Source organism: Rhodoferax sp. P1_F3 (assembly GCF_056405715.1).
This window is the reverse complement of record NZ_JBFUBO010000002.1, coordinates 280,039-299,178: the sequence shown is the minus strand read 5'-3', so window position 1 is coordinate 299,178 and position 19,140 is coordinate 280,039. Positions and strand designations below refer to the sequence as shown.

Annotated in this window: 20 protein-coding genes; 11 read left to right on the top strand and 9 right to left on the bottom strand. The window is 60.0% G+C overall.

The genetic code is table 11. The features are described from left to right. Positions 1-7: 7 nt before the first annotated feature. The 4 genes from AC1DZ5_RS04085 to dnaA all read right to left on the bottom strand — a co-directional run bounded on the left by AC1DZ5_RS04085 (position 8) and on the right by dnaA (position 6,454). Complete coding sequence (locus AC1DZ5_RS04085; protein ID WP_477886317.1) at positions 8-1,057, bottom strand: GSU2403 family nucleotidyltransferase fold protein; 1,050 nt, start codon at positions 1,055-1,057, stop codon at positions 8-10. 67 nt (positions 1,058-1,124) lie between these two features. After that, positions 1,125-3,728 (bottom strand): DNA topoisomerase (ATP-hydrolyzing) subunit B, encoded by a 2,604-nt coding sequence (gene gyrB / locus AC1DZ5_RS04080; RefSeq protein WP_477886314.1) that lies wholly within the window; start codon positions 3,726-3,728, stop codon positions 1,125-1,127. Positions 3,729-3,812: 84 nt separating this feature from the next. Beyond that, positions 3,813-4,919 carry a DNA polymerase III subunit beta gene (dnaN, locus tag AC1DZ5_RS04075; protein ID WP_477886311.1) on the bottom strand — a complete coding sequence of 369 codons (1,107 nt, stop codon included), beginning with the start codon at positions 4,917-4,919 and terminating at the stop codon, positions 3,813-3,815. A 122-nt stretch (positions 4,920-5,041) separates the two neighbouring features. Then, positions 5,042-6,454 carry a chromosomal replication initiator protein DnaA gene (gene dnaA / locus AC1DZ5_RS04070; protein ID WP_477886309.1) on the bottom strand — a complete coding sequence of 471 codons (1,413 nt, stop codon included), beginning with the start codon at positions 6,452-6,454 and terminating at the stop codon, positions 5,042-5,044. Positions 6,455-6,716: 262 nt separating this feature from the next. On the opposite strand from dnaA, the gene rpmH reads away from it, so the two are divergent. The 6 genes from rpmH to AC1DZ5_RS04040 are packed head-to-tail and all read left to right on the top strand — an operon-like array spanning position 6,717 to position 11,509. Beyond that, a complete protein-coding gene (rpmH, locus tag AC1DZ5_RS04065; protein WP_006299042.1) occupies positions 6,717-6,851 on the top strand; it encodes a 50S ribosomal protein L34 in 135 nt (44 codons plus the stop codon). Positions 6,852-6,887: 36 nt separating this feature from the next. Further along, positions 6,888-7,364, top strand: a complete 477-nt coding sequence (locus tag AC1DZ5_RS04060; RefSeq protein WP_477886305.1) for a ribonuclease P protein component — start codon at positions 6,888-6,890, stop codon at positions 7,362-7,364. Further along, positions 7,361-7,633 carry a membrane protein insertion efficiency factor YidD gene (gene yidD, locus AC1DZ5_RS04055; protein ID WP_477886303.1) on the top strand — a complete coding sequence of 91 codons (273 nt, stop codon included), beginning with the start codon at positions 7,361-7,363 and terminating at the stop codon, positions 7,631-7,633. The genes AC1DZ5_RS04060 and yidD overlap by 4 nt, the downstream gene beginning before the upstream one ends. Beyond that, positions 7,630-9,324 carry a membrane protein insertase YidC gene (gene yidC, locus AC1DZ5_RS04050; protein WP_477886301.1) on the top strand — a complete coding sequence of 565 codons (1,695 nt, stop codon included), beginning with the start codon at positions 7,630-7,632 and terminating at the stop codon, positions 9,322-9,324. The genes yidD and yidC overlap by 4 nt, the downstream gene beginning before the upstream one ends. A gap of 45 nt (positions 9,325-9,369) precedes the next feature. Then, a complete protein-coding gene (gene mnmE / locus AC1DZ5_RS04045; protein WP_477886299.1) occupies positions 9,370-10,752 on the top strand; it encodes a tRNA uridine-5-carboxymethylaminomethyl(34) synthesis GTPase MnmE in 1,383 nt (460 codons plus the stop codon). Positions 10,753-10,795: 43 nt separating this feature from the next. Beyond that, entirely contained in the window at positions 10,796-11,509 is a 714-nt protein-coding gene (locus tag AC1DZ5_RS04040; protein WP_477886297.1) for a hypothetical protein, read from the top strand. A gap of 20 nt (positions 11,510-11,529) precedes the next feature. On the opposite strand, the gene AC1DZ5_RS04035 is transcribed toward AC1DZ5_RS04040, so the two are convergent. Beyond that, the gene (locus AC1DZ5_RS04035) at positions 11,530-12,084 is read right to left on the bottom strand and encodes an adenine phosphoribosyltransferase (protein WP_477886295.1); all 555 of its coding nucleotides are present in this window, start codon (positions 12,082-12,084) and stop codon (positions 11,530-11,532) included. A 72-nt stretch (positions 12,085-12,156) separates the two neighbouring features. Then, on the bottom strand, positions 12,157-14,142 hold the full coding sequence (locus AC1DZ5_RS04030; protein WP_477886293.1) for a monovalent cation:proton antiporter-2 (CPA2) family protein: 1,986 nt from the start codon (positions 14,140-14,142) through the stop codon (positions 12,157-12,159). A gap of 44 nt (positions 14,143-14,186) precedes the next feature. Between AC1DZ5_RS04030 and AC1DZ5_RS04025 the strand changes: the two genes are divergently transcribed. From AC1DZ5_RS04025 to AC1DZ5_RS04010, 4 genes are read left to right on the top strand one after another with little or no spacing between them, the layout of a single operon-like run. Next, positions 14,187-15,188 carry a KpsF/GutQ family sugar-phosphate isomerase gene (locus AC1DZ5_RS04025; protein WP_477886292.1) on the top strand — a complete coding sequence of 334 codons (1,002 nt, stop codon included), beginning with the start codon at positions 14,187-14,189 and terminating at the stop codon, positions 15,186-15,188. Further along, a complete protein-coding gene (locus AC1DZ5_RS04020; protein ID WP_477886291.1) occupies positions 15,188-15,733 on the top strand; it encodes a KdsC family phosphatase in 546 nt (181 codons plus the stop codon). Before AC1DZ5_RS04025 ends, AC1DZ5_RS04020 begins: the two co-directional genes overlap by 1 nt. Then, positions 15,730-16,341 carry an LPS export ABC transporter periplasmic protein LptC gene (gene lptC / locus AC1DZ5_RS04015; RefSeq protein WP_477886288.1) on the top strand — a complete coding sequence of 204 codons (612 nt, stop codon included), beginning with the start codon at positions 15,730-15,732 and terminating at the stop codon, positions 16,339-16,341. Before AC1DZ5_RS04020 ends, lptC begins: the two co-directional genes overlap by 4 nt. 21 nt (positions 16,342-16,362) lie before the next feature. Continuing rightward, positions 16,363-17,139: an SDR family oxidoreductase gene (locus AC1DZ5_RS04010; RefSeq protein ID WP_477886286.1), complete on the top strand. Its 777-nt coding sequence runs from the start codon at positions 16,363-16,365 to the stop codon at positions 17,137-17,139. A gap of 72 nt (positions 17,140-17,211) precedes the next feature. Here AC1DZ5_RS04010 and AC1DZ5_RS04005 read toward each other — a convergent pair whose 3' ends face one another. The 3 genes from AC1DZ5_RS04005 to AC1DZ5_RS03995 form a co-directional block, all read right to left on the bottom strand. Then, positions 17,212-17,661 carry an RNA recognition motif domain-containing protein gene (locus tag AC1DZ5_RS04005; RefSeq protein WP_477886284.1) on the bottom strand — a complete coding sequence of 150 codons (450 nt, stop codon included), beginning with the start codon at positions 17,659-17,661 and terminating at the stop codon, positions 17,212-17,214. 165 nt (positions 17,662-17,826) lie between these two features. Beyond that, positions 17,827-18,060 (bottom strand): zf-HC2 domain-containing protein, encoded by a 234-nt coding sequence (locus tag AC1DZ5_RS04000; protein WP_477886283.1) that lies wholly within the window; start codon positions 18,058-18,060, stop codon positions 17,827-17,829. Then, positions 18,057-18,626 (bottom strand): sigma-70 family RNA polymerase sigma factor, encoded by a 570-nt coding sequence (locus AC1DZ5_RS03995; RefSeq protein ID WP_477886281.1) that lies wholly within the window; start codon positions 18,624-18,626, stop codon positions 18,057-18,059. Before AC1DZ5_RS03995 ends, AC1DZ5_RS04000 begins: the two co-directional genes overlap by 4 nt. A 224-nt stretch (positions 18,627-18,850) precedes the next feature. Between AC1DZ5_RS03995 and AC1DZ5_RS03990 the strand changes: the two genes are divergently transcribed. Next, positions 18,851-19,120 carry a BufA1 family periplasmic bufferin-type metallophore gene (locus AC1DZ5_RS03990; protein ID WP_477886280.1) on the top strand — a complete coding sequence of 90 codons (270 nt, stop codon included), beginning with the start codon at positions 18,851-18,853 and terminating at the stop codon, positions 19,118-19,120. The last annotated feature ends 20 nt before the right edge of the window (positions 19,121-19,140 follow it).

The following is a 19,140-nucleotide window of genomic DNA, read 5'->3' as shown; positions in this document are numbered from 1 at the left end:
TTCACACTTACGCGTCAGTGGGTACGTACCCGGCGTCTTTTGCCCAGCCATTGAATAGATCGCGGAGTTCTTCTGGCAGGTCCAGCACAAAATCAATGTCCAGCGGGTAGGAGTCTGCCAGGAAGTAACGGCAGGCGTCCAGCAACACCTGGCCTTGCCGGGCGTCCTTGGGCCGCTTCTGGGCATTGCGTTCAGGCTTCTTGGACAGCCACAGTTTGTGAACGGCCATCCACCGGGGGTCCGGGACATAGAGCGGGCAAGCGCGATGCCGCATGGTTGCTACCACCACGAAAGCAGCCCGCCCGCGCAGCAGCCACTCTTGCTCCACCAGAGACACCATTGGCTCGAAAGCCTCGGTTTGCGGCAGCGGGGCGCGGCTTGGCGCAGCCAACAGCTCGACTTCATAGCCAGCGCTGTTAATGGCTTGATAGGGTTTTTTGGGATTGAGGCGGTAGGTGGAGTCGATGGACTGCAGCACTGCCATCAGCGACTTGCGGCGTTCTGCCGTGACGTCCGGTGCCAGTCTAGCCAGTGAAACGGTTGAGCCGCGGCACCACGCTAGGTCAAAGTCCTGAGTCGGCTCATTCCCTGCGGGAAACTTTGCGCCACAGAGGACCTCATAGGCAGCGAAGGCGTTGGTGCCCACCACGAGCAAGTCGTTTCGCAGCAAGGCGGCCACATCCAACGCTCGTAGCATTTCACCCTGCTTGTCCAGCATCGCCGGTAGGCGCAGGGCGCGGTACTGAAGGGCTCGTTGCTCGATGAGCGTATCTGCCTCAGCAGCGAGCTTCTTGGCCAGCTCCTTATCAGCGACAAACGCTGCCATGATCGCCTCGGTCTGTGGCGATCGCACCCCCTTGGTGGTGCCGCTGTCGTAACCGCTGGTTTTTACGGCCAGATACTCCGCATCTGGCTTGGACTGCCAGAACATCGAAGTGGGCAGGTTCGCCAATGTCTGTCGCGCTTGGTGCCACTGGTCATAAGCGGCCTCCAGATTGGCGATGATTTGCCCTGAATCCCCTGGAAATGGGATGAAATCTGACTTCTGGTATGCCATAAGTCGTTGATTTTAGGCAATTTCCACCTACTTCACACAAATTTGTTTGTACTCGGTGGAAAAATGATCAAACGTCGATATTCCCCGCGCGCAGCGCATTGGTTTCAATGAATTCGCGACGGGGCTCCACCTCGTCGCCCATCAGCATGGTGAACACGCGGTCGGCTTCGATGGCGTCGTCGATTTGCACCTTGAGCAGGCGTCGCACCGTGGGGTCCATGGTGGTTTCCCACAGCTGGGCGGGGTTCATCTCGCCCAAGCCTTTGTAGCGCTGGCGGCTGGTGCCGTTCTCGGCCTGCGTGATCAGCCAAGCCATGGCTTCGCGGAAGTCGGAGACCTTCTCTTCCTTCTGGCGTTCGCCTTCGCCGCGCATGACGCGGGCACCTTCGGACAGCAGGTCCTTGAAGGTATTGGCGGCCTCGGCCAGCGCGGCGTAGTCAGCGCCGTGCACAAAGTCTTGTGTCAATACGCTGCTCTTCACGTTGCCGTGGTGGCGGCGGCTGATGCGCAGGATGGGTTTGTCGGTGCGGGCATCGAACTCGCCGGCCACTTCGGCATCGGGCAGCTTGGCTTGCAGCGCGGCGGCCGACACCTCGGCGTCTGCCACGGTGTCCAGGTTCAACGAGACACCGTCAGCCACCGAGCGCAGGGCCTCGGCGTCCATGAAGTTCTTCAGGCGTGCGATCACGGCCTGGGCGACCTGATGCTTGCGTGCCAGTTCGGACAGCGTGTCGCCGTTGATGGTGGTGCCGTTGGGGCCACCGGTGAACACTGAGGCGTTCACCAGTGCAATGCGCAGCAGGAAGCTGTCCAGGTCGGTGGGGCCTTGCAGGTACAGCTCTTCCTTGCCGGCCTTGACCTTGTACAGTGGTGGTTGCGCAATGTAGATGTGGCCGCGCTCGACCAGCTCGGGCATCTGGCGGTAGAAGAAGGTCAAGAGCAGCGTGCGGATGTGTGCGCCGTCCACGTCGGCATCGGTCATGATGATGATGCGGTGGTAGCGCAGCTTGGCGACGTTGAAGTCGTCATTGCCTGTGGAGCCACCGGCTTTGCCGATGCCGGTCCCCAACGCAGTGATCAGCGTCAAAATTTCGTTGCTGGTCAGCAGCTTTTCGTAGCGTGCTTTTTCCACGTTCAAAATCTTGCCGCGCAGCGGCAGGATCGCCTGGAACTTGCGGTCACGGCCTTGCTTGGCGGAACCACCGGCGGAGTCACCCTCCACGATGTAGATCTCGCACATCGCCGGGTCTTTTTCCTGGCAGTCGGCCAGCTTGCCGGGCAGGCCCATGCCGTCCAGCACGCCCTTGCGGCGTGTCATGTCGCGGGCCTTGCGCGCGGCTTCGCGGGCGCGGGCGGCTTCGATGATTTTGCCGACGATGATCTTGGCGTCGTTCGGGCGTTCCTGCAGGTAGTCGGCCAGCAGTTTGCTGACGATGTCTTCCACCGGGCCGCGCACTTCGCTGGAGACCAGTTTGTCTTTGGTTTGGCTGGAGAACTTGGGCTCGGGTACCTTGACCGACAGCACGCAGCACAGGCCTTCGCGCATGTCATCGCCGGTCACTTCCACCTTGGCTTTCTTGGCCAACTCCGTGTCGTCGATGTACTTGTTGATCACGCGGGTCATCGCGGCGCGCAGGCCGGTCAGGTGGGTGCCGCCGTCGCGCTGGGGAATGTTGTTGGTGAAGCACAGCACCTGCTCGTTAAAGCCGCTGTTCCACTGCATGGCCACTTCGACACCGATGTTGGTGCCCTGGTCGCTCTGACGGTCGCCCATGGCGTGGAAGATGTTGGGGTTCAACACCGTCTTGCCTTTGTTGATGAAGTTCACAAAGCCCTGCACGCCACCCGCACCCGAGAAGTCGTCTTCCTTGCCGGTGCGCTCGTCCTTCAGGCGGATTTTCACGCCGTTGTTCAGGAACGAGAGTTCACGCAGGCGCTTGCTCAGAATCTCGTAGTGGAAGTCGTTGTTTTCTTTGAAGATGTCGGTGTCGGGCAAAAAGTGCACCTCGGTGCCACGCTTTTCAGTGTCACCAATCACCTTCATGGGCGAGACTTCAATGCCGTTCTGCGTTTCGACGATCCGGTTCTGTACAAAGCCTTTGCTGAACTCCATTACATGCACTTTGCCGTCACGGCGAATCGTCAGGCGCAGCATCTTGGACAGTGCATTCACGCAGGACACACCCACACCGTGCAGGCCGCCAGACACCTTGTAGCTGTTCTGGTTGAACTTGCCGCCGGCGTGCAGCTCGGTCAGCGCGATTTCGGCAGCCGAGCGCTTGGGTTCGTGCTTGTCGTCGAGCTTGATGCCGGTGGGAATGCCGCGGCCGTTGTCGACCACGCTGATGGAGTTGTCGGAGTGGATGGTGACCAGGATGTCGTCGCAATGGCCGGCCAGCGATTCGTCGATGGAGTTGTCCACCACTTCGAACACGAGATGGTGCAAGCCCGTGCCGTCCGACGTGTCACCGATGTACATGCCGGGGCGTTTGCGCACCGCTTCCAGGCCTTCCAGGATCTGGATCGAGCCTTCGCCATAGGCCTCGGTCGCGCCGGCCTGGTTGGTATCAATGGTGGGCTGGAAGTTGGAACTGTCTGTGCCTGCATCGCCCGTATGGACAAGGCCATCGTTGTTTTCGGGGCTGGGAACAGACTTGTTTTCTTCGGTCATGGCTAACTTTCTCACGATTCTTTAATGACCAAACCCCCGAAGGCCGGGGGTTTGATTGTGCGGGTAGCTACTATTTTTATAGCGTCAGATTCTCATGGGCATCACGACGTACTTGAAGGTCGCGTTGTCGGGAATGGTGATCAGCGCCGAGCTGTTGCCGTCCGACAGCTCCACTTTCACCATGTCCTGGCTCATATTGCTCAGGGCGTCGATCAAGTAAGTGACGTTGAAACCGATCTCGATGCTGTCACCACCGTAGTCGATGTCCAGCTCGTCCACGGCTTCTTCCTGCTCCGCGTTGTTGGACGCCACACGCAGGCTGCCAGGGTCGATGTTCAGGCGCACACCCTTGAACTTGTCGCTGGTCAAAATCGCGGTGCGCTGCAGTGTGGCCAGCAGGGCAGTGCGACCCAGCGTGATGCCGTTCTTGTGGTTCTTAGGGATGACGCGGTTGTAGTCAGGGAACTTGCCCTCGACCAGCTTAGTCACGAATTCCATGCCATCAAAGGTGAATTTGGCCTGGTTGTTGGCAAATTGCATCTCGATCGCGCCTTCGGCGTCGGAGAGCAGGCGTTGCAACTCGATCACGGTCTTGCGCGGCAAGATCACTTCCTGTTTGGGCACTTCCACGTCCAGCGTGGCTGAGGCAAATGCCAGGCGGTGGCCGTCAGTGGCCACCAAGCTCAGCTGCTTGCCTTCGGCCACAAACAGGATGCCGTTCAAGTAGTAACGAATGTCGTGCACCGCCATCGCGAAGGACACCTGGCTCAGCAAGTCCTTCAGTGTTTTCTGGGGCACGCTGAAGACGGGGCCAAAGCTGGCGCTTTCTTGCACCAGTGGGAAGTCTTCGGCCTGCATGGTCTGCAGCGTGAACTTGCTCTTGCCACCTTTGAGGATGATCTTGCTCTGGCTGGACTCTAGCGACACGGTCTGGTCACCGGGCATGGTGCGCAGGATGTCGATGAGCTTGCGCGCACCGATGGTGGTGGTGAAATTGCCGGTGTCGCCACCCAGGTCGGCCGTGGTGCGGATCTGGATTTCCAGATCGCTGGTGGTCAGCTGGATGGACGTGCCCGTTTTGCGGAGCAACACATTGGCCAGGATAGGCAGCGTATGGCGGCGCTCGACAATACCGGCCACGGACTGGAGAACCGATAGAACCTTGTCTTGCGTTGCCTTCAATACGATCATGTCAACCTCTTTTTAAACTCAGCCATGGATGTCATGCCAAAAAAGCACGGCATTTACGAACAATCCCACCATTTTCACCTTTTTTCACCGTGACTCGCCGTGGGGAGGCACATGTTTTTGTATCAACCCTTCAGGGTTTGCTCCAGTACGTGGAGCTGCTGGTTCAGCTCCGTCAGCTGCTGGCGCTCTCCCCCGATTTTCCGCACCGCGTGCAGCACCGTGGTGTGGTCGCGCCCGCCAAACAGCTCGCCGATCTCGGGCAGGCTCTTTTGGGTCAGTTCCTTGGCCAGGTACATGGCAATCTGGCGCGGTCGGGCGATGCTGGCGGGCCGCTTCTTGGAATACATGTCCGCGACCTTGATCTTGTAATAGTCGGCCACGGTCTTTTGGATGTTTTCCACAGAAATCTGCCGGTTCTGGATGGACAGCAGATCGCGCAGCGCCTCACGGGCCAGCTGGATGGAGATCTCTTTCTGGTTAAAGCGCGAGTACGCCAAGATTTTGCGCAGTGCGCCTTCGAGTTCGCGCACGTTGGAGCGCACGTTCTTGGCGACAAAAAACGCCACCTCTTCCGGCATTTCCGAACCTTCGGCGCGTGCCTTGTTGATCAGAATCGCCACCCGCATTTCCAGCTCGGGCGGCTCAATGGCCACTGTCAGGCCAGAGTCAAAGCGGGAAACCAGACGCTCATGGATGTCGGTCAGGCCTTTGGGATAGGTGTCGCTGGTCATCACTATGTGTGATTTTTTGGCCAGCAGCGCCTCAAACGCGTTGAAAAACTCTTCCTGGGTGCGGTCTTTGTTGGCAAAGAACTGCACATCGTCAATCAACAATAAATCCAGGGAGTGGTAACGCTCCTTGAATTCATCGAAAGTCTTACGTTGGTAGGCCTTAACCACATCCGAAACGAACTGCTCCGCATGGATGTAGAGAACTTTGGCGCCTTGCTTGTCCGCCAGCAGCCGGTTGCCCACCGCGTGCATCAAGTGAGTCTTGCCCAAACCGACACCGCCGTAGATGAAAAGTGGGTTGTACAAATGCCCTGGCATGGTGGCCACATGCATGGCCGCTGCGCGCGCCATGCGGTTGGCCGTGCCCTCCACCAGGCTCTCAAAGGTGAGCAGGCTGTTGAGCCGATTTTTCGGGCCACCCGCCATGCGGTCTTCACCCACATAGGCTTCCTCGACCACCACTACTGGCTCCACTGTGCGAGGCGTGAAGGTTGATTTAACAGGGGCTTCTCGCGGAGTAATCGCTAACTCAACCTGAACCGATTGGCCGTATAGCTTCTCCAGCAAGCCCGCGATGCGGTTGCTGTATTGCGCGCGCACCCAGTCCAGTTTGAAGCGGTTGGCGACAAAGATGGTGACCTTGGAAATGTCGTCCTGCACCTGTGCGGTGAGAGGCTTGATCCAGGTATTGAACTGCTGCTCGGGCAACTCCTGCGCGAGCTGATCGACGCAGCTTTGCCACAGGCTTTGGCCGAGTTCTAGGCCGCTGGAATCGGAAGAAGAGTGGGAGTGTCCCTGGGTCATTGGGTAGTCAGCTTCTGTGGATAGTTATTGTTTGCTGCGAGCTGGATTGTAATTTATCAAACCTTTATCCACATTTTTTGTGGACAAACGGAAAGTTCCAGCGTTGCACACTGTATGCGGCCTAAGGTGTTGCCGGGATTCAGAAAATTTGCGATAATCGCGGGTTCCCCTGATTGTGTTCGGGGCGATTAGACCGACATTCGTGCCTTGCTCTCCTTGTGGAGTGGGTACGGATACCCACTGAGCCTGTTAGGAATTTCACATGAAACGCACGTACCAACCCTCCAAAATCCGCCGCGCACGTACCCACGGTTTTCTGGTTCGCATGAAGACCCGCGGTGGCCGCGCCGTGATCAACGCACGTCGCGCCAAGGGCCGCAAGCGTCTGGCTGTCTAATCTGCGCGAATTCTGCAATCCAGGGCTGAACAGCTTTTGGACATTGCACATTCGCAAGGTGCTGGCAAGGCCGTGGTGCGACGTCTTCAGACGCGCGCGCAGTTCCAGGCAGCGTTGGGTGGGACTACTGTTTCCAAAACAGCCCACTTTGCGCTCCATTGCTGCCCAGTGACGCCCCCTTCTTCCGCCGCATCCCCGGATTCGGTATTCCCGGTTGCCTCCGTGTGGCTGGGAGGAATGGTGCCCAAACGCTGGGCCAAACGTGCTGTGACCCGCAACGCCATCAAACGTCAGATCTACAGTGTTGGCGCCGAGTTCGCTCCGGTGCTGCAGGCGCGTGCGCATCTAGTGCGCCTTCGCGCTGGGTTTGACCGTGCGGAGTACGTTAGTGCCACGTCGACGGCGCTTAAAAAAGCCGTTCGCCAAGAACTGCTGCAGCTGTTCGCACGTATTGCTCCCCCCGTCCCGGTTCAGGCGCCATCCGCAGTGATGAATGCCGAGGTGCTCCCGTGATGCAAGCGTTCTTGGTGGGCGCCGTCAAGGCCTACCGCCTGCTGCTGAGCCCCTGGCTGGGTTCGGCCTGCCGGTTCGAGCCCACTTGCTCGGCCTATGCCCTGGAGTCGTTGCAGACCCATGGTGTGGCCGCGGGCTCCTATCTCACGGTGGCGCGTCTGGCGCGCTGCCACCCTTGGTGCGAGGGTGGTCATGACCCCGTGCCAGTGCAACGTCCCCGGCTTTTTGGCCGTCTGATTCCTCCTTCTTCTGAAAAGAAACCTTCATGAACGATATTCGCCGCACCATTTTGTGGGTGATCTTTGGTTTTTCCATGGTGTTGCTCTGGGACCAATGGCAAGTGCATAACGGCAAGAAGGCAACCTTCTTCCCCAGCCCGGTGCAGCAAAAGGCGGCTGTAGCGGATGGCGCCAAGCCAGTCGTACCGGTGGCTGCTGCCTCTGCAGGTACCGCCGCACCCGTGGCACCTGCAGCAGAGCCCGGGACACCCAAGGAGCGGTTTGAGGTGAGCACCGATGTGCTCAAGCTGACCCTGGATACCGAAGGTGGCACGTTGGTGCGTTCCGAGTTGCTGAAGTACGCGGAAACGGGCGACAAGTCCAAAAACATCGTGTTGCTGGATGACAGCAAGGACCGCGTTTACCGCGCCCAGACCGGCGTGGTGGCAAGTGAAGCTGGCGGTGCATTCCCAACGCACAAAACGGTGATGTCGGTGTCCGGTCCGCGCGTGCTGGCCGAAGGCGAAAACGAAATCTCGATCAAGTTCACTTCGCCCGATGTGGGTGGCATCAAGCTGGTTAAGACCTACACCCTGCGCCGCGGTGCCTATGACATTGCTGTGAAGCATGAGTTGGTGAATACTTCCAGCGTGGCCATTTCGCCCCAGCTCTACCTGCAGCTGGAGCGCGACGGCACCAGCCCTCCCGGTGGTTCCTCGTTCTATTCCACCTTCACCGGCCCCGCGGTCTATACCGAAGCCAAGAAATTCCAGAAGGTGGATTTCTCGGACATCAAAAAGGACAAGGCCGACTTTGAAAAGACTAGCAGCAATGGCTATATCGCCATGGTGCAGCACTACTTTGCCAGCGCTTGGCTGATGCCCGATGGCATCCCACGCAATTTGTCAGTGGCTGCATTGACTTTGGATTCTCCAGTAGCCGATTGTTGCTACCGTGTGAGGATGGTCTCGCCGGTCGAGTCGATTGCGCCGGGCGCCAGCAAAACGGTGGATGCCAAGTTGTTCGTGGGCCCGCTGGAAGAAAAAATGCTGGAGTCGCTGGCTCCCGGCATGGAGTTGCTCAAGGACTATGGCCGTCTGACCATTTTGGCCAAGCCGCTGTACTGGTTGCTGGACAAGCTGCACAGCTTCATCCAGAACTGGGGCTGGTCCATCGTGGCGCTGGTGCTGTTGCTCAAGATCGCGTTTTACTGGCTCAACGCCAAGGCCTACTCCAGCATGGCCAAGATGAAGGCGATCAACCCCAAGATTATGGAAATGCGCGAGCGCCTGAAGGACAGCCCGCAGCAAATGCAGCAGGAAATGATGAAGATTTACCGGGAAGAAAAGGTCAACCCGTTGGGTGGTTGCTTCCCCATCGTGGTCCAGATCCCGGTGTTCATTGCGCTCTACACCGTGTTGCTGTCCACCATCGAAATGCGCGACGCGCCCTGGATTTTCTGGATCCATGACCTGTCGTCCAAAGACCCGATGTACATCCTGCCGGTCTTGATGACCATGACCACCTTGCTGCAGACTGCGCTGAACCCCGCGCCACCAGACCCCATGCAAGCCAAGATGATGTGGATCATGCCGCTGGCCTTTAGCGTGATGTTCTTCGCGTTCCCCGCCGGTTTGGTGTTGTACTGGATTACCAACAACATTCTGTCCATCGCGCAGCAGTGGATCATCAATACCCGCATGGGTGTGCCGCCCCAGTTCAACCTGCCGAAGTTCAAGTAACCCCGCAAGGGCCGCACTCAGCGGCCCTTCTTCATGGAGCCTGCGATGCTTCCCCGTCACAACGATCCGATACTGGCCATTGCCACCGCCCCAGGGCGTGGCTCGGTCGGGATCGTGCGTGTCAGCGGCAAGAATCTCGTAGCATTCATCGCGGCCTTGTTGGGGCGTGATCTCAAGCCGCGTGAGGCGACCTACCTGCCATTTAACGACGCCCAAGGTCAGCCAATTGACCAAGGTCTGGCGTTGTTCTTCCCCAACCCGCACTCGTTCACCGGCGAAGACGTGCTGGAACTGCAAGCCCACGGGGGTCCAGTGGTGTTGCAGCTGCTGTTGGCACGTTGCCTCGAAGTCGCCGCACAGGTTTTGCCTGGCTTGCGTCTGGCAGAGCCCGGTGAGTTTTCCGAGCGCGCATTCCTGAACAACAAGCTTGATCTGGCGCAGGCCGAGGCGATTGCTGACCTGATCGACGCCAGCACCGAGGCCGCGGCGCGCAGTGCCACCCAGTCGTTGTCGGGAGTTTTTTCCAAAAAAGTCGCCACGCTGCGCGATGCGCTGATCCACCTGCGCATGCTGGTCGAAGCGACGCTGGATTTTCCCGAAGAAGAGATCGACTTTCTGCAAAAGGCCGACGCCTTGGGTCAGCTGCAGCGCCTGCAGGCGGCCTTGCAGCAGGTGCTGCAGCGGGCCTCACAAGGTGCGCTGCTGCGCGAAGGCATCCAGGTGGTAATTGCCGGGCAGCCCAATGCGGGCAAGTCGTCGCTGCTAAATGCGCTGGCGGGGGCGGAGCTGGCCATCGTTACCCCGATTGCCGGGACCACCCGAGACAAGGTACAAGAAACTATCCAGATCGAAGGCGTGCCCATCCACATCGTGGACACCGCGGGCCTGCGTGCCAGCGACGACACGGTGGAGAAAATGGGCATTGAACGCGCCTGGCAGGCCATAGAGGGTGCCGATGCGGTGTTGTTCTTGCACGACCTCACGCGCAGTAGTGCTATCGAATATATAGCTGCTGACGCAGAGATTGCGGGGGCTTTGGCCCAAAAACTTGCCAAAAATATTCCTGTCATCGATATCTGGAACAAGGCGGATGCGGTGACCACAGGCGAATCGCAGGACGGAGTAGTCCTGTCAGCCAAAACCGGACAGGGTTTGGAGGCCTTGCGCCGCCGCCTGCTGGAGGCCGCCGGCTGGCAGCCGCCTGCCGGCGGCATGTTCATCGCGCGGCAACGCCACCTGCATGCCTTGCAGCAGGTAGACCAGCATTTGGTGGAGGCATTGACCCACCTGAGCGCAGGCGCCGGCACGCTGGACTTGCTGGCCGAAGAGCTGCGCTTGGGCCAAAACGCCTTGAATGCCATCACTGGCGAATTCAGTTCTGACGACTTGCTGGGCGTGATATTTTCCAAGTTTTGTATTGGCAAATAGCTGCACTACACTCGGCAAGTTGTCGAATCCGAAAGCAATAAGAATGTCCCTGTTTGGTTGGTTCTCCCGAAAGCCGCATGAGCAAGCGCCCGCGGCCGAAAGCTCCGGCCTTGGCCATGTGGATGCGACCGTTCCCTACCTGCCAGGTGGCAAAGGCCGTATAAAAGCGCCGGTGTCCGTGCCAGGGAGTGCGGCCAATCGAAAGAGCGAGCGCCTAGAGCGCCGCGAGTTGCTGTACACCGTGGTGCGTGAGTCCATGACCCGCGCAGGCCTGCTTTCCACCAGCTACAAGTTCAAGGTGCTCTCACTGGATTCACGCGGGCGCCAGTACCTGATCATGATGGACATGGCGCGCCAGAATGTGGGCGATACCGCCCGCCTGGCCGACATGGAAAGCCACATCGCGAAAATTGCCAAGACCCGGCACGACATCCTGGTGACGGCGGTCTACTGGCGTGTCAACGAACATGTGACGGCCGGTTTGGCGCGCACGGCATCTGCGCCCGTTCCGCGCGCTGCGCCCGTGGGTGCTGCGCCTGGCGCGCCGGTGGCGCCGCGTTTTGAACCCTTGCAGGCAGATGAGGTCGCTGCGTTCAAGCAGGCTTTGGCATCGATTCCGACACCGGCGGCCTTGTCAGCTCCGGGAGAAATTGTGCGTTCGGGCCGCCGCAATCCGGCGCCACCTAGCTTTCAGGACACTGAATTGGACGACCGCCAGTCGCCTCTCAGTGGCACCCAGTACGGTGACTTGAACTAGGCCCTGCGCGGGGCCGCAGGTCAGTGACCGGCGAAGTCCAACAAAGTGAACAAAGGCAGGCCGGATTCCTTGAGGCGAGCGGAGCCGCCCAGCTCGGGCAGGTCCACAATCGCCGCGCCTTCCATGACGTGGGCGCCTAGGCGCTCCAGCAGCTTCTTGCCGGCCATCATGGTTCCACCGGTGGCAATCAAGTCGTCAATGAGCAACACGCGGTCACCCGCCTTCACGGCATCGGTGTGCAACTCCACGGTGGCGCTGCCGTATTCCAGTTCGTAGGTTTCTTCCACCGTCGTGAAGGGCAACTTGCCTTTTTTGCGGATAGGGACGAAACCAATATTGAGCTCGTACGCCACCACGGCACCCAGAATAAAGCCGCGTGCATCCAGGCCTGCCACCACATCCGGGCGCATAGCAGGGTCCATGTAGCGGTGCACAAACGCGTCGATCAAGACGCGGAACACCTTGGCGTCCTGCAGCAGGGGCGTAATGTCGCGAAACTGCACACCAGGCGCGGGCCAATCGGGCACGGTACGGATGTGGTCGCGGAGATATTGGTTGACGCTGAGGTGTTGCATGGATGCAGGGCAGTAGGGCACACGGAGGTGCGGGGCAGGCGCTATTGTGCCCGTAGAGTGCGCCGCCGGGGCCTATCCTTTGAGTAGCTTTTGCTCAGCCACGGCCAGTGCCCCGGCTTTGCCCGACAGCACCAGGGTGTCGCCACCTTCCAGTAGCATGCCCTCATCGGTCGCCGCCGGTTTGCCATCAGCACGGCGCAGGCTTACCAGACGAATCCCCAGTGCCAGCAAATCAAAGTCTGCCAGCGGCTTGCCAGTGGCTTTGGAGCCTACGGGCAGGCTCAGAGTCACCAGGCGTTCGTGTTGCAACTCGTCCACCGAATCGTCATCGGCCCCGTGGAAGAAGCCGCGCAGCAGGTTGTAACGTGCGTCTCGCTGGTCCTGCACGATGCGGATCACGCGCCGCATGGGGACGCCCACCAGCGCCAGCGCGTGGCTGGCCAGCATCAGCGAGCCCTCAATGGCTTCGGGTACCACTTCCGTTGCGCCCGCGGCCTGCAGCTTTTCCAGGCTATGGTCATCCTGGGTGCGCACAATTACGGGTACCTGTGGCGCATGCGCGCGGGTGTTGCCCAGCACCTTGAGGGCGCCGCCCTCGTCCAGGTAGGTGATGACCACCGCACTGGCGCGCGCCAAGCCGGCAGCCATGAGGGCTTGCAACCGAGCAGCATCGCCAAACACCACGGAGTGGCCGGCTGCGGCGGCTTGCCGCACCCGATCTGGGTCCAGGTCCAGCGCCATATAGGGGATGCCCTCGGCTTCCAGCATGCGCCCCAGGTTTTGGCCGCAACGGCCATAGCCGCAGATGATGACGTGGCGGTTGGCATTGATGGACTTGCGCGCAATGGTGGTCATCTGCAAAGACTGTTGCAGCCACTCGCTGCTCACCAGCTTCAGCACGATGCGGTTGGTGTACATCAAGATGAAGGGGGTGGCCAACATCGACAGCACCATGCTCGCCAAAATGGGATTCAGCAGGCTGGGGGGTATCAGAGAGTTTTCCTGCGCCAGTGTCAGCAGCACAAAGCCGAATTCACCGGCTTGCGCCAAGTAGAGCCCGGTGCGGAGGGCCACACCCGACGTGGCGCCCAATGCCTTGGCCAGACCTGCCACCAGCGCTGCCTTGAACACTGTCGGTACTACGACCAGCAGCAACACCAGCGGCCAGCGTTCCAGCACTAGCCGCCAGTCCAGCAGCATGCCAATGCTGATAAAGAACAGGCCCAGTAGTACGTCGTGAAAGGGCCGTATGTCGGTTTCCACCTGGTGCTTGTATTCGGTCTCGGAAATCAGCATGCCGGCGATGAAGGCGCCCAGCGCCAAGCTCAGCCCTGCCAGTTCCGTGAGCCAGGCCAGCCCCAGTGCAATGAACAGCAGGTTCAGCATGAACAGCTCATCGCTCTTGCGGCGGGCCACCAAAGTGAGCCAACGCCGCATCACATGCTGTCCGCCCACAAGCAATACAGTAACTAGCACCACGGCCTTGAAACCTGCCACGATCAGTGATTCAAACAGGCGTTCTCCCGATGCCCCCAGCGCAGGAATTAACACCAGCAAGGGCACCACGGCCAAATCCTGAAACAAAAGCACACCCATTACGCGCTTGCCGTGTTCGGACTCCAGCTCCAGCCGTTCCACCATGAGCTTCACCACAATCGCGGTGCTGCTCATGGCCAGTGCGCTGGCGAGTGCCAGTGCGGTTTGCCATTCCATGGCCCAGAACTGTGGCAATACTAAGGCTAGGCCCAGCGTGGCCCCGGTGGCCAGCACGATGGTCACCACCACTTGTAGCAGGCCCAGTCCGAACACATGCTGGCGCATGGCCCGCAAGCGGGGCAGGTTGAATTCCAGCCCGATTACGAACATCAAAAACACTACGCCAAACTCTCCCAGGTGTCGCACGGCTTCGGAGTTCTTGGACAAGGCCAGCGCGTTGGGGCCAATCACCACGCCGACGGCCAAATACCCGAGCATGGGTGGCAGCTTGAGCGAGCGACAGGCCACCACCCCCAGCACTGCGGCCAGCAAGTAGATGAGCGTGATTTCCAATGCGGTCATGGCGCCATACTAGCAAGAGAAGTGCGGGTCTATAAAATGCGCGCATGACAGCACACGCACACCCTGGCGGCTCCTCGCGCGCCGACCGCGCATTGGCATTGGCCAAAGAAACCTTTGACATTGAATCGGCCGCGGTGCTGGGTCTCAAAGACCGTGTTGGGGAGGCTTTTGCCCGCACCGTCGAATTGGTCCTGGGCCTGCAGGGGCGTGTGGTGGTGATGGGCATGGGCAAGAGTGGCCATGTGGGGCGCAAGATTGCCGCCACACTTGCCTCTACCGGCACCCCCGCCATGTTTGTGCACCCCGGCGAGGCCAGCCATGGCGACTTGGGCATGGTGACCCAGACCGATCTTGTTCTCATGATCTCTAACAGCGGCGAATCACAAGAAGTCGCCGCCATCCTGCCCGTGCTCAAACGACTGGGTGTTCCTCTCGTGGCCATGACGGGCAATGGCAACAGCACCATGGCGCAGCACGCAGACCTGTGGATTGATTCGGCAGTAACCAAGGAAGCCTGCCCCCTGAACCTGGCCCCTACGGCTAGCACTACGGCACAACTGGCCATGGGCGACGCCCTGGCCGTGGCCTTGTTGGATGCCCGGGGGTTTCGCGCCGAGGACTTTGCCCGTTCCCACCCCGGTGGCGCGCTGGGCCGCAAACTGCTGACGCTGGTGAGCGATGTGATGCGCAGCGGTGATGCGGTGCCCAAGGTGGTGCCGACTGCCTCGTTCAGCGAGCTGATGCGGGAGATGAGCACCAAGGGCTTGGGTGCCACCTCGGTGGTGGATGTGCAAGGCCAGGTGCTGGGCATCTTCACCGATGGCGACTTGCGTCGCTGGGTGGAGCAGGGTGTAGACCTGCGGGCCAAGACCGCGCAAGAGGTTATGCATGCGTCGCCATGCACCATCAGCATCCATGCTCTGGCGGTGGATGCGGCTGACCTCATGGAGGCGCGGCGCATCACCAGTGTGTTGGTGCTGGACGATGCGGGCGTGCTGTGCGGCGCCCTCAATAGCAACGACCTGATGCGGGCGAAGGTGATCTGATGCAACCGCATATTCAATTTCCACCTCCGTTGCTGCTGCAAGCCCAGGGCATCAAAGTAGTGTTTCTGGACGTGGACGGTGTGTTGACCGACGGTGGCTTGTACTTCTCGGATGCCGGGGAGACGATCAAGCGCTTCAACACCCTGGATGGTCACGGCCTGAAGCTCTTGCAAAAGGCGGGCATCATGCCTGCGGTGATCACCGGCCGTGACTCCCAGCCGCTGCGCGTGCGTTTGAAGGCATTGGGCATTGAGCACGCGCACTTCGGTACAGAAGACAAACGCCCTGCTGCCGAGCAAACGCTACAAGCGCTGGGGCTGGATTGGACGCAGGCAGCGGCCATGGGCGACGACTGGCCCGACCTGCCCATGATGCGTCGCGCTGCATTTGCCTGCGCGCCAGCCAACGCCCATGTCGAGATAACGGCGATGGCCCACTACGTCACCCGGGCCGAGGGTGGCCACGGCGCAGTGCGTGAGCTTTGCGACCTACTGATGGTGGCAAGTGGCCGCTACGCCAGCCTGCTGGAAGCCTACACCCAGTGAACCGTTTTCTCTACGATGCCTGGGAGCGGGCGCTCCTGTACCTGCCCATTGCCATCATGGGCGTGTTGGCGTTGGGAACCTACTGGCTGGTGCGTAGCACGCCGGTGCAAGACGTGGCCCAAGCGGAGCGCGTGCGTGGCCATGAGCCCGACTACTTCATGCACGGCTTCTCCATCAAGACCTTTGACACCGCCGGCCACATGCGTTCCGAAGTGCAGGGCGATGTGGCACGCCACTACCCGGACACCCAGTGGTTGGAGATCGATGGCATTCGTATACGCTCTTTTGATGCCCAGGGTCGCCTGACCACGGCCACGGCATTGCGCGGGCTGACCAATGAGGGCGGTTCCGAGGTGCAACTGATTGGCAATGCGGTCGTGGTGCGCGAGGCGGATGCGACGGCCGCCAAAACTACGCCCCGCATGGAATACCGCGGCGAATTTCTGCACGCCTTTATGGACACCGAGCAAGTCAAATCCCACAAGCCGGTGGAGTTGCTGCGTGGCAAAGACCGCTTCACGGCCGACGCCATGGAGTTTGACAATGTGGACCAGGTCATGCAGCTGCGTGGTCGCGTGCGCGGCACGTTGGTGCCAGAAAACAAATAGTCCCTGCACCGAAAGGCGTCCATGTCCAAACTGATTTTCATCACTGGCGCTTCCAGCGGCATCGGACAGGCCCTGGCCTGGCGGTTCTACCAGTCAGGTTATGCGCTGGCCCTGGTAGCCCGGCGTACACAGGACATGCAGGCCTGGGCCGAGGCCCAGCGGTTAGAGCCTGCGCGGTTCCGCATCTACGGTGCGGATGTGGCGGATGTGGACAGCATCGTGGCGGCAGGCCAGAGCTGCTTGCGTGAGCAGGGCGTGCCCGATGTGGTGATTGCCAATGCGGGCATCAGTATTGGCATGGACACCGCGGTGCGTGGGGACCTGGAGGTGATGGCGCGCACGTTTGCCACCAACAACCTGGGGCTGGCTGCCACGTTCCACCCGTTTGTGCGGGCGATGGAGCAGCGCGGCAGCGGCGCGCTGGTGGGCATTGGCAGTGTGGCGGGTATCCGCGGGCTGCCAGGCCACGGTGCGTACTGCGCAAGCAAGGCTGCGGTCATCAGCTACTGCGAGTCCCTGCGCGGGGAGTTGCGCGCCAGCGGGGTGAAGGTGGTGACGATCTGTCCGGGTTATATCGATACGCCGTTGACCCAGGCCAATCGGTATTCGATGCCGTTCTTGATGAAACCGGAAGTATTTGCCGACAAGGCTTTTGCCACCATTGCGGCGGGAGCATCCTACCGGGTGATTCCCTGGCAAATGGGTTGGGTGGCCAAGCTCATGCGCTGCCTGCCGAATGCGCTGTACGACAAGGCGCTTGCGGGGCGTCCGCGTAAGCGTCGCGTAGACGAAGCCTGACCCGCAGTAATCACCGGGAATAAAAAAGGGACCCTAAGGTCCCTTTTGTTTGAGCTGCAAGCAGTTCAGTGCTTAGTAGCTGCTACGACCACCGCCGTAACCACCACCGCCGCCACCGCCGGAACGGCCACCGCCACCACCGTAGCCGCCGCCACCGGAGCGGTCACCGCCGCCGCCGTAGCCGCCACCACCGGAACGGCCGCCACCAGCGCCGCCGCCGTAGCCGCCACCGCCAGCACCACCGCCGAAGCCGCCGGAGCGGGGAGGACGGGGTTCCATAGGACGGGCTTCGTTCACCACGAGGCCACGGCCACCGAATTGTTGACCGTTCATGGCGTTGATAGCGGCTTGCGCTTCAGCGTCGCTGCCCATTTCCACAAAGCCGAAACCCTTGGAGCGACCGGTGTCGCGTTCCATCATGACTTTGGCGCTGGAAACGGAACCGTGTGCTGCAAAAGCTTGTTGCAGGTCTTCGTCACGGAAAGAATAAGGCAGGTTGCCTACGTAAAGTTTGTTGCCCATGAAAGGACTCCTCTAAATAACTCAAAACGCGATGGAGTCCTTAACCGCAATCAACAAACCAATGAAGACTTAAAGCAGACGCGAAACTGACTAATCACCGCAAACTTGCACCGTCGTATTTACGGCAATGCAAGACCATTATGCGCCTGTTTTTAAAAAAGCAAGCTAATTTTTGAACTTTTCCGGCAAAACCCCGTTGGAATCGTCGTTTTCGGCGTAATTGCGCCATTGGCGCAAGCCATTGCGCATGGCCAGTATCTGCCGCTCGAACTTTGGGCAGGCGTCACAGGCCATCAAATGCAGGCGCAGGGCTACGCGGTCGGCCAGGCCCAGGGCGCGGTCTTCACGGCCCACCATCAGGGCAGCGGCTTCGCGGCATGTTCTTCTGAGTGGCATCATGGGGTGAGGGCCTTCGCAAACCAGTTCATTTCAAGGCATTCGCGCAAGCGCAGACGGGCGCGGTGCAGTTGGACGTAGAGATTGGTCGGCGTGAGCTGCAGTTCCTTACAAATTTCCTCGCTGGACAGCTCCAGCCATTCACGCATCAGAAACAACCGGCCCTGGCCCGCAGGCAGCTTGGTGGTGCAGGCCTCCAGCACTTCAAAGAACTGCCGACTCGTGAGTTGTTGTTCGGGGTTGCCCCATTCGGCTGGCGCCTGGGCGAAATGGCCGTCGGCCTGAAAGGCGATGTAGTCCATGGGGTCGCTGTCGCCGTCTTCGCTGCTGTCCAGCCCGCCGACTTCGCGGCTGTGGTGGCGCAGCGCGTCAATCACTTTGTGTTTCAGGATGCCGACCAGCCAGGTCTTGAGCTGCGAGCGGTTGCCAAAGGCCTGGGGCTTGGCCAGCGCGGCCAGCACGGTTTCTGAGACCGCGTCTTCGGCCCAGGCGTCGTTGCGCAGCTGTAGCCGGGCGAACTTGAGCAGGTAGTCGCGCAGTTCGACAATTTGTTGTTCAAAGCTTGGCATGGTGGTGGGCGGTGGTGGGCTGCGCGCAGTGTACGTTTTCGCCATCAGCCGCTAGGTGCAAAAACGCGGGAAAACCCTTGCCACGCAAATATTTTGCGGCCGTAATGTAAGAAACACACGCGGCTCCAGACTAAACGTCAACCAGTGCAATGGTGCCGATGTGCACAGGCAAGTCCTGGTTGATGTGTCACCTGTTTTTACTTTACTCACTTAGGAGTTTTCAAATGAACCAACGCGCAATGCTCGCTGCCACTGCAGCCACCCTGATGACCCTGGCTCTGGCATCCGCCCCCGTGGCCGCCCAGGAAAAAGAAAAGTGCTTTGGCATCGCCAAGGCTGGCCAAAACGACTGCGCCAACTTGTCGGGTAGCCACTCCTGCGCAGGCCAAGCCAAGGTCGACATGAGCAAGGACGACTGGAAGTACGTGGCCAAGGGCACGTGCAAGGACATGAAGGGCATGTCCATGGAAGACGCCAAGAAGATGAAGAGCTAATTGCGATAGTGCTTTCTTGC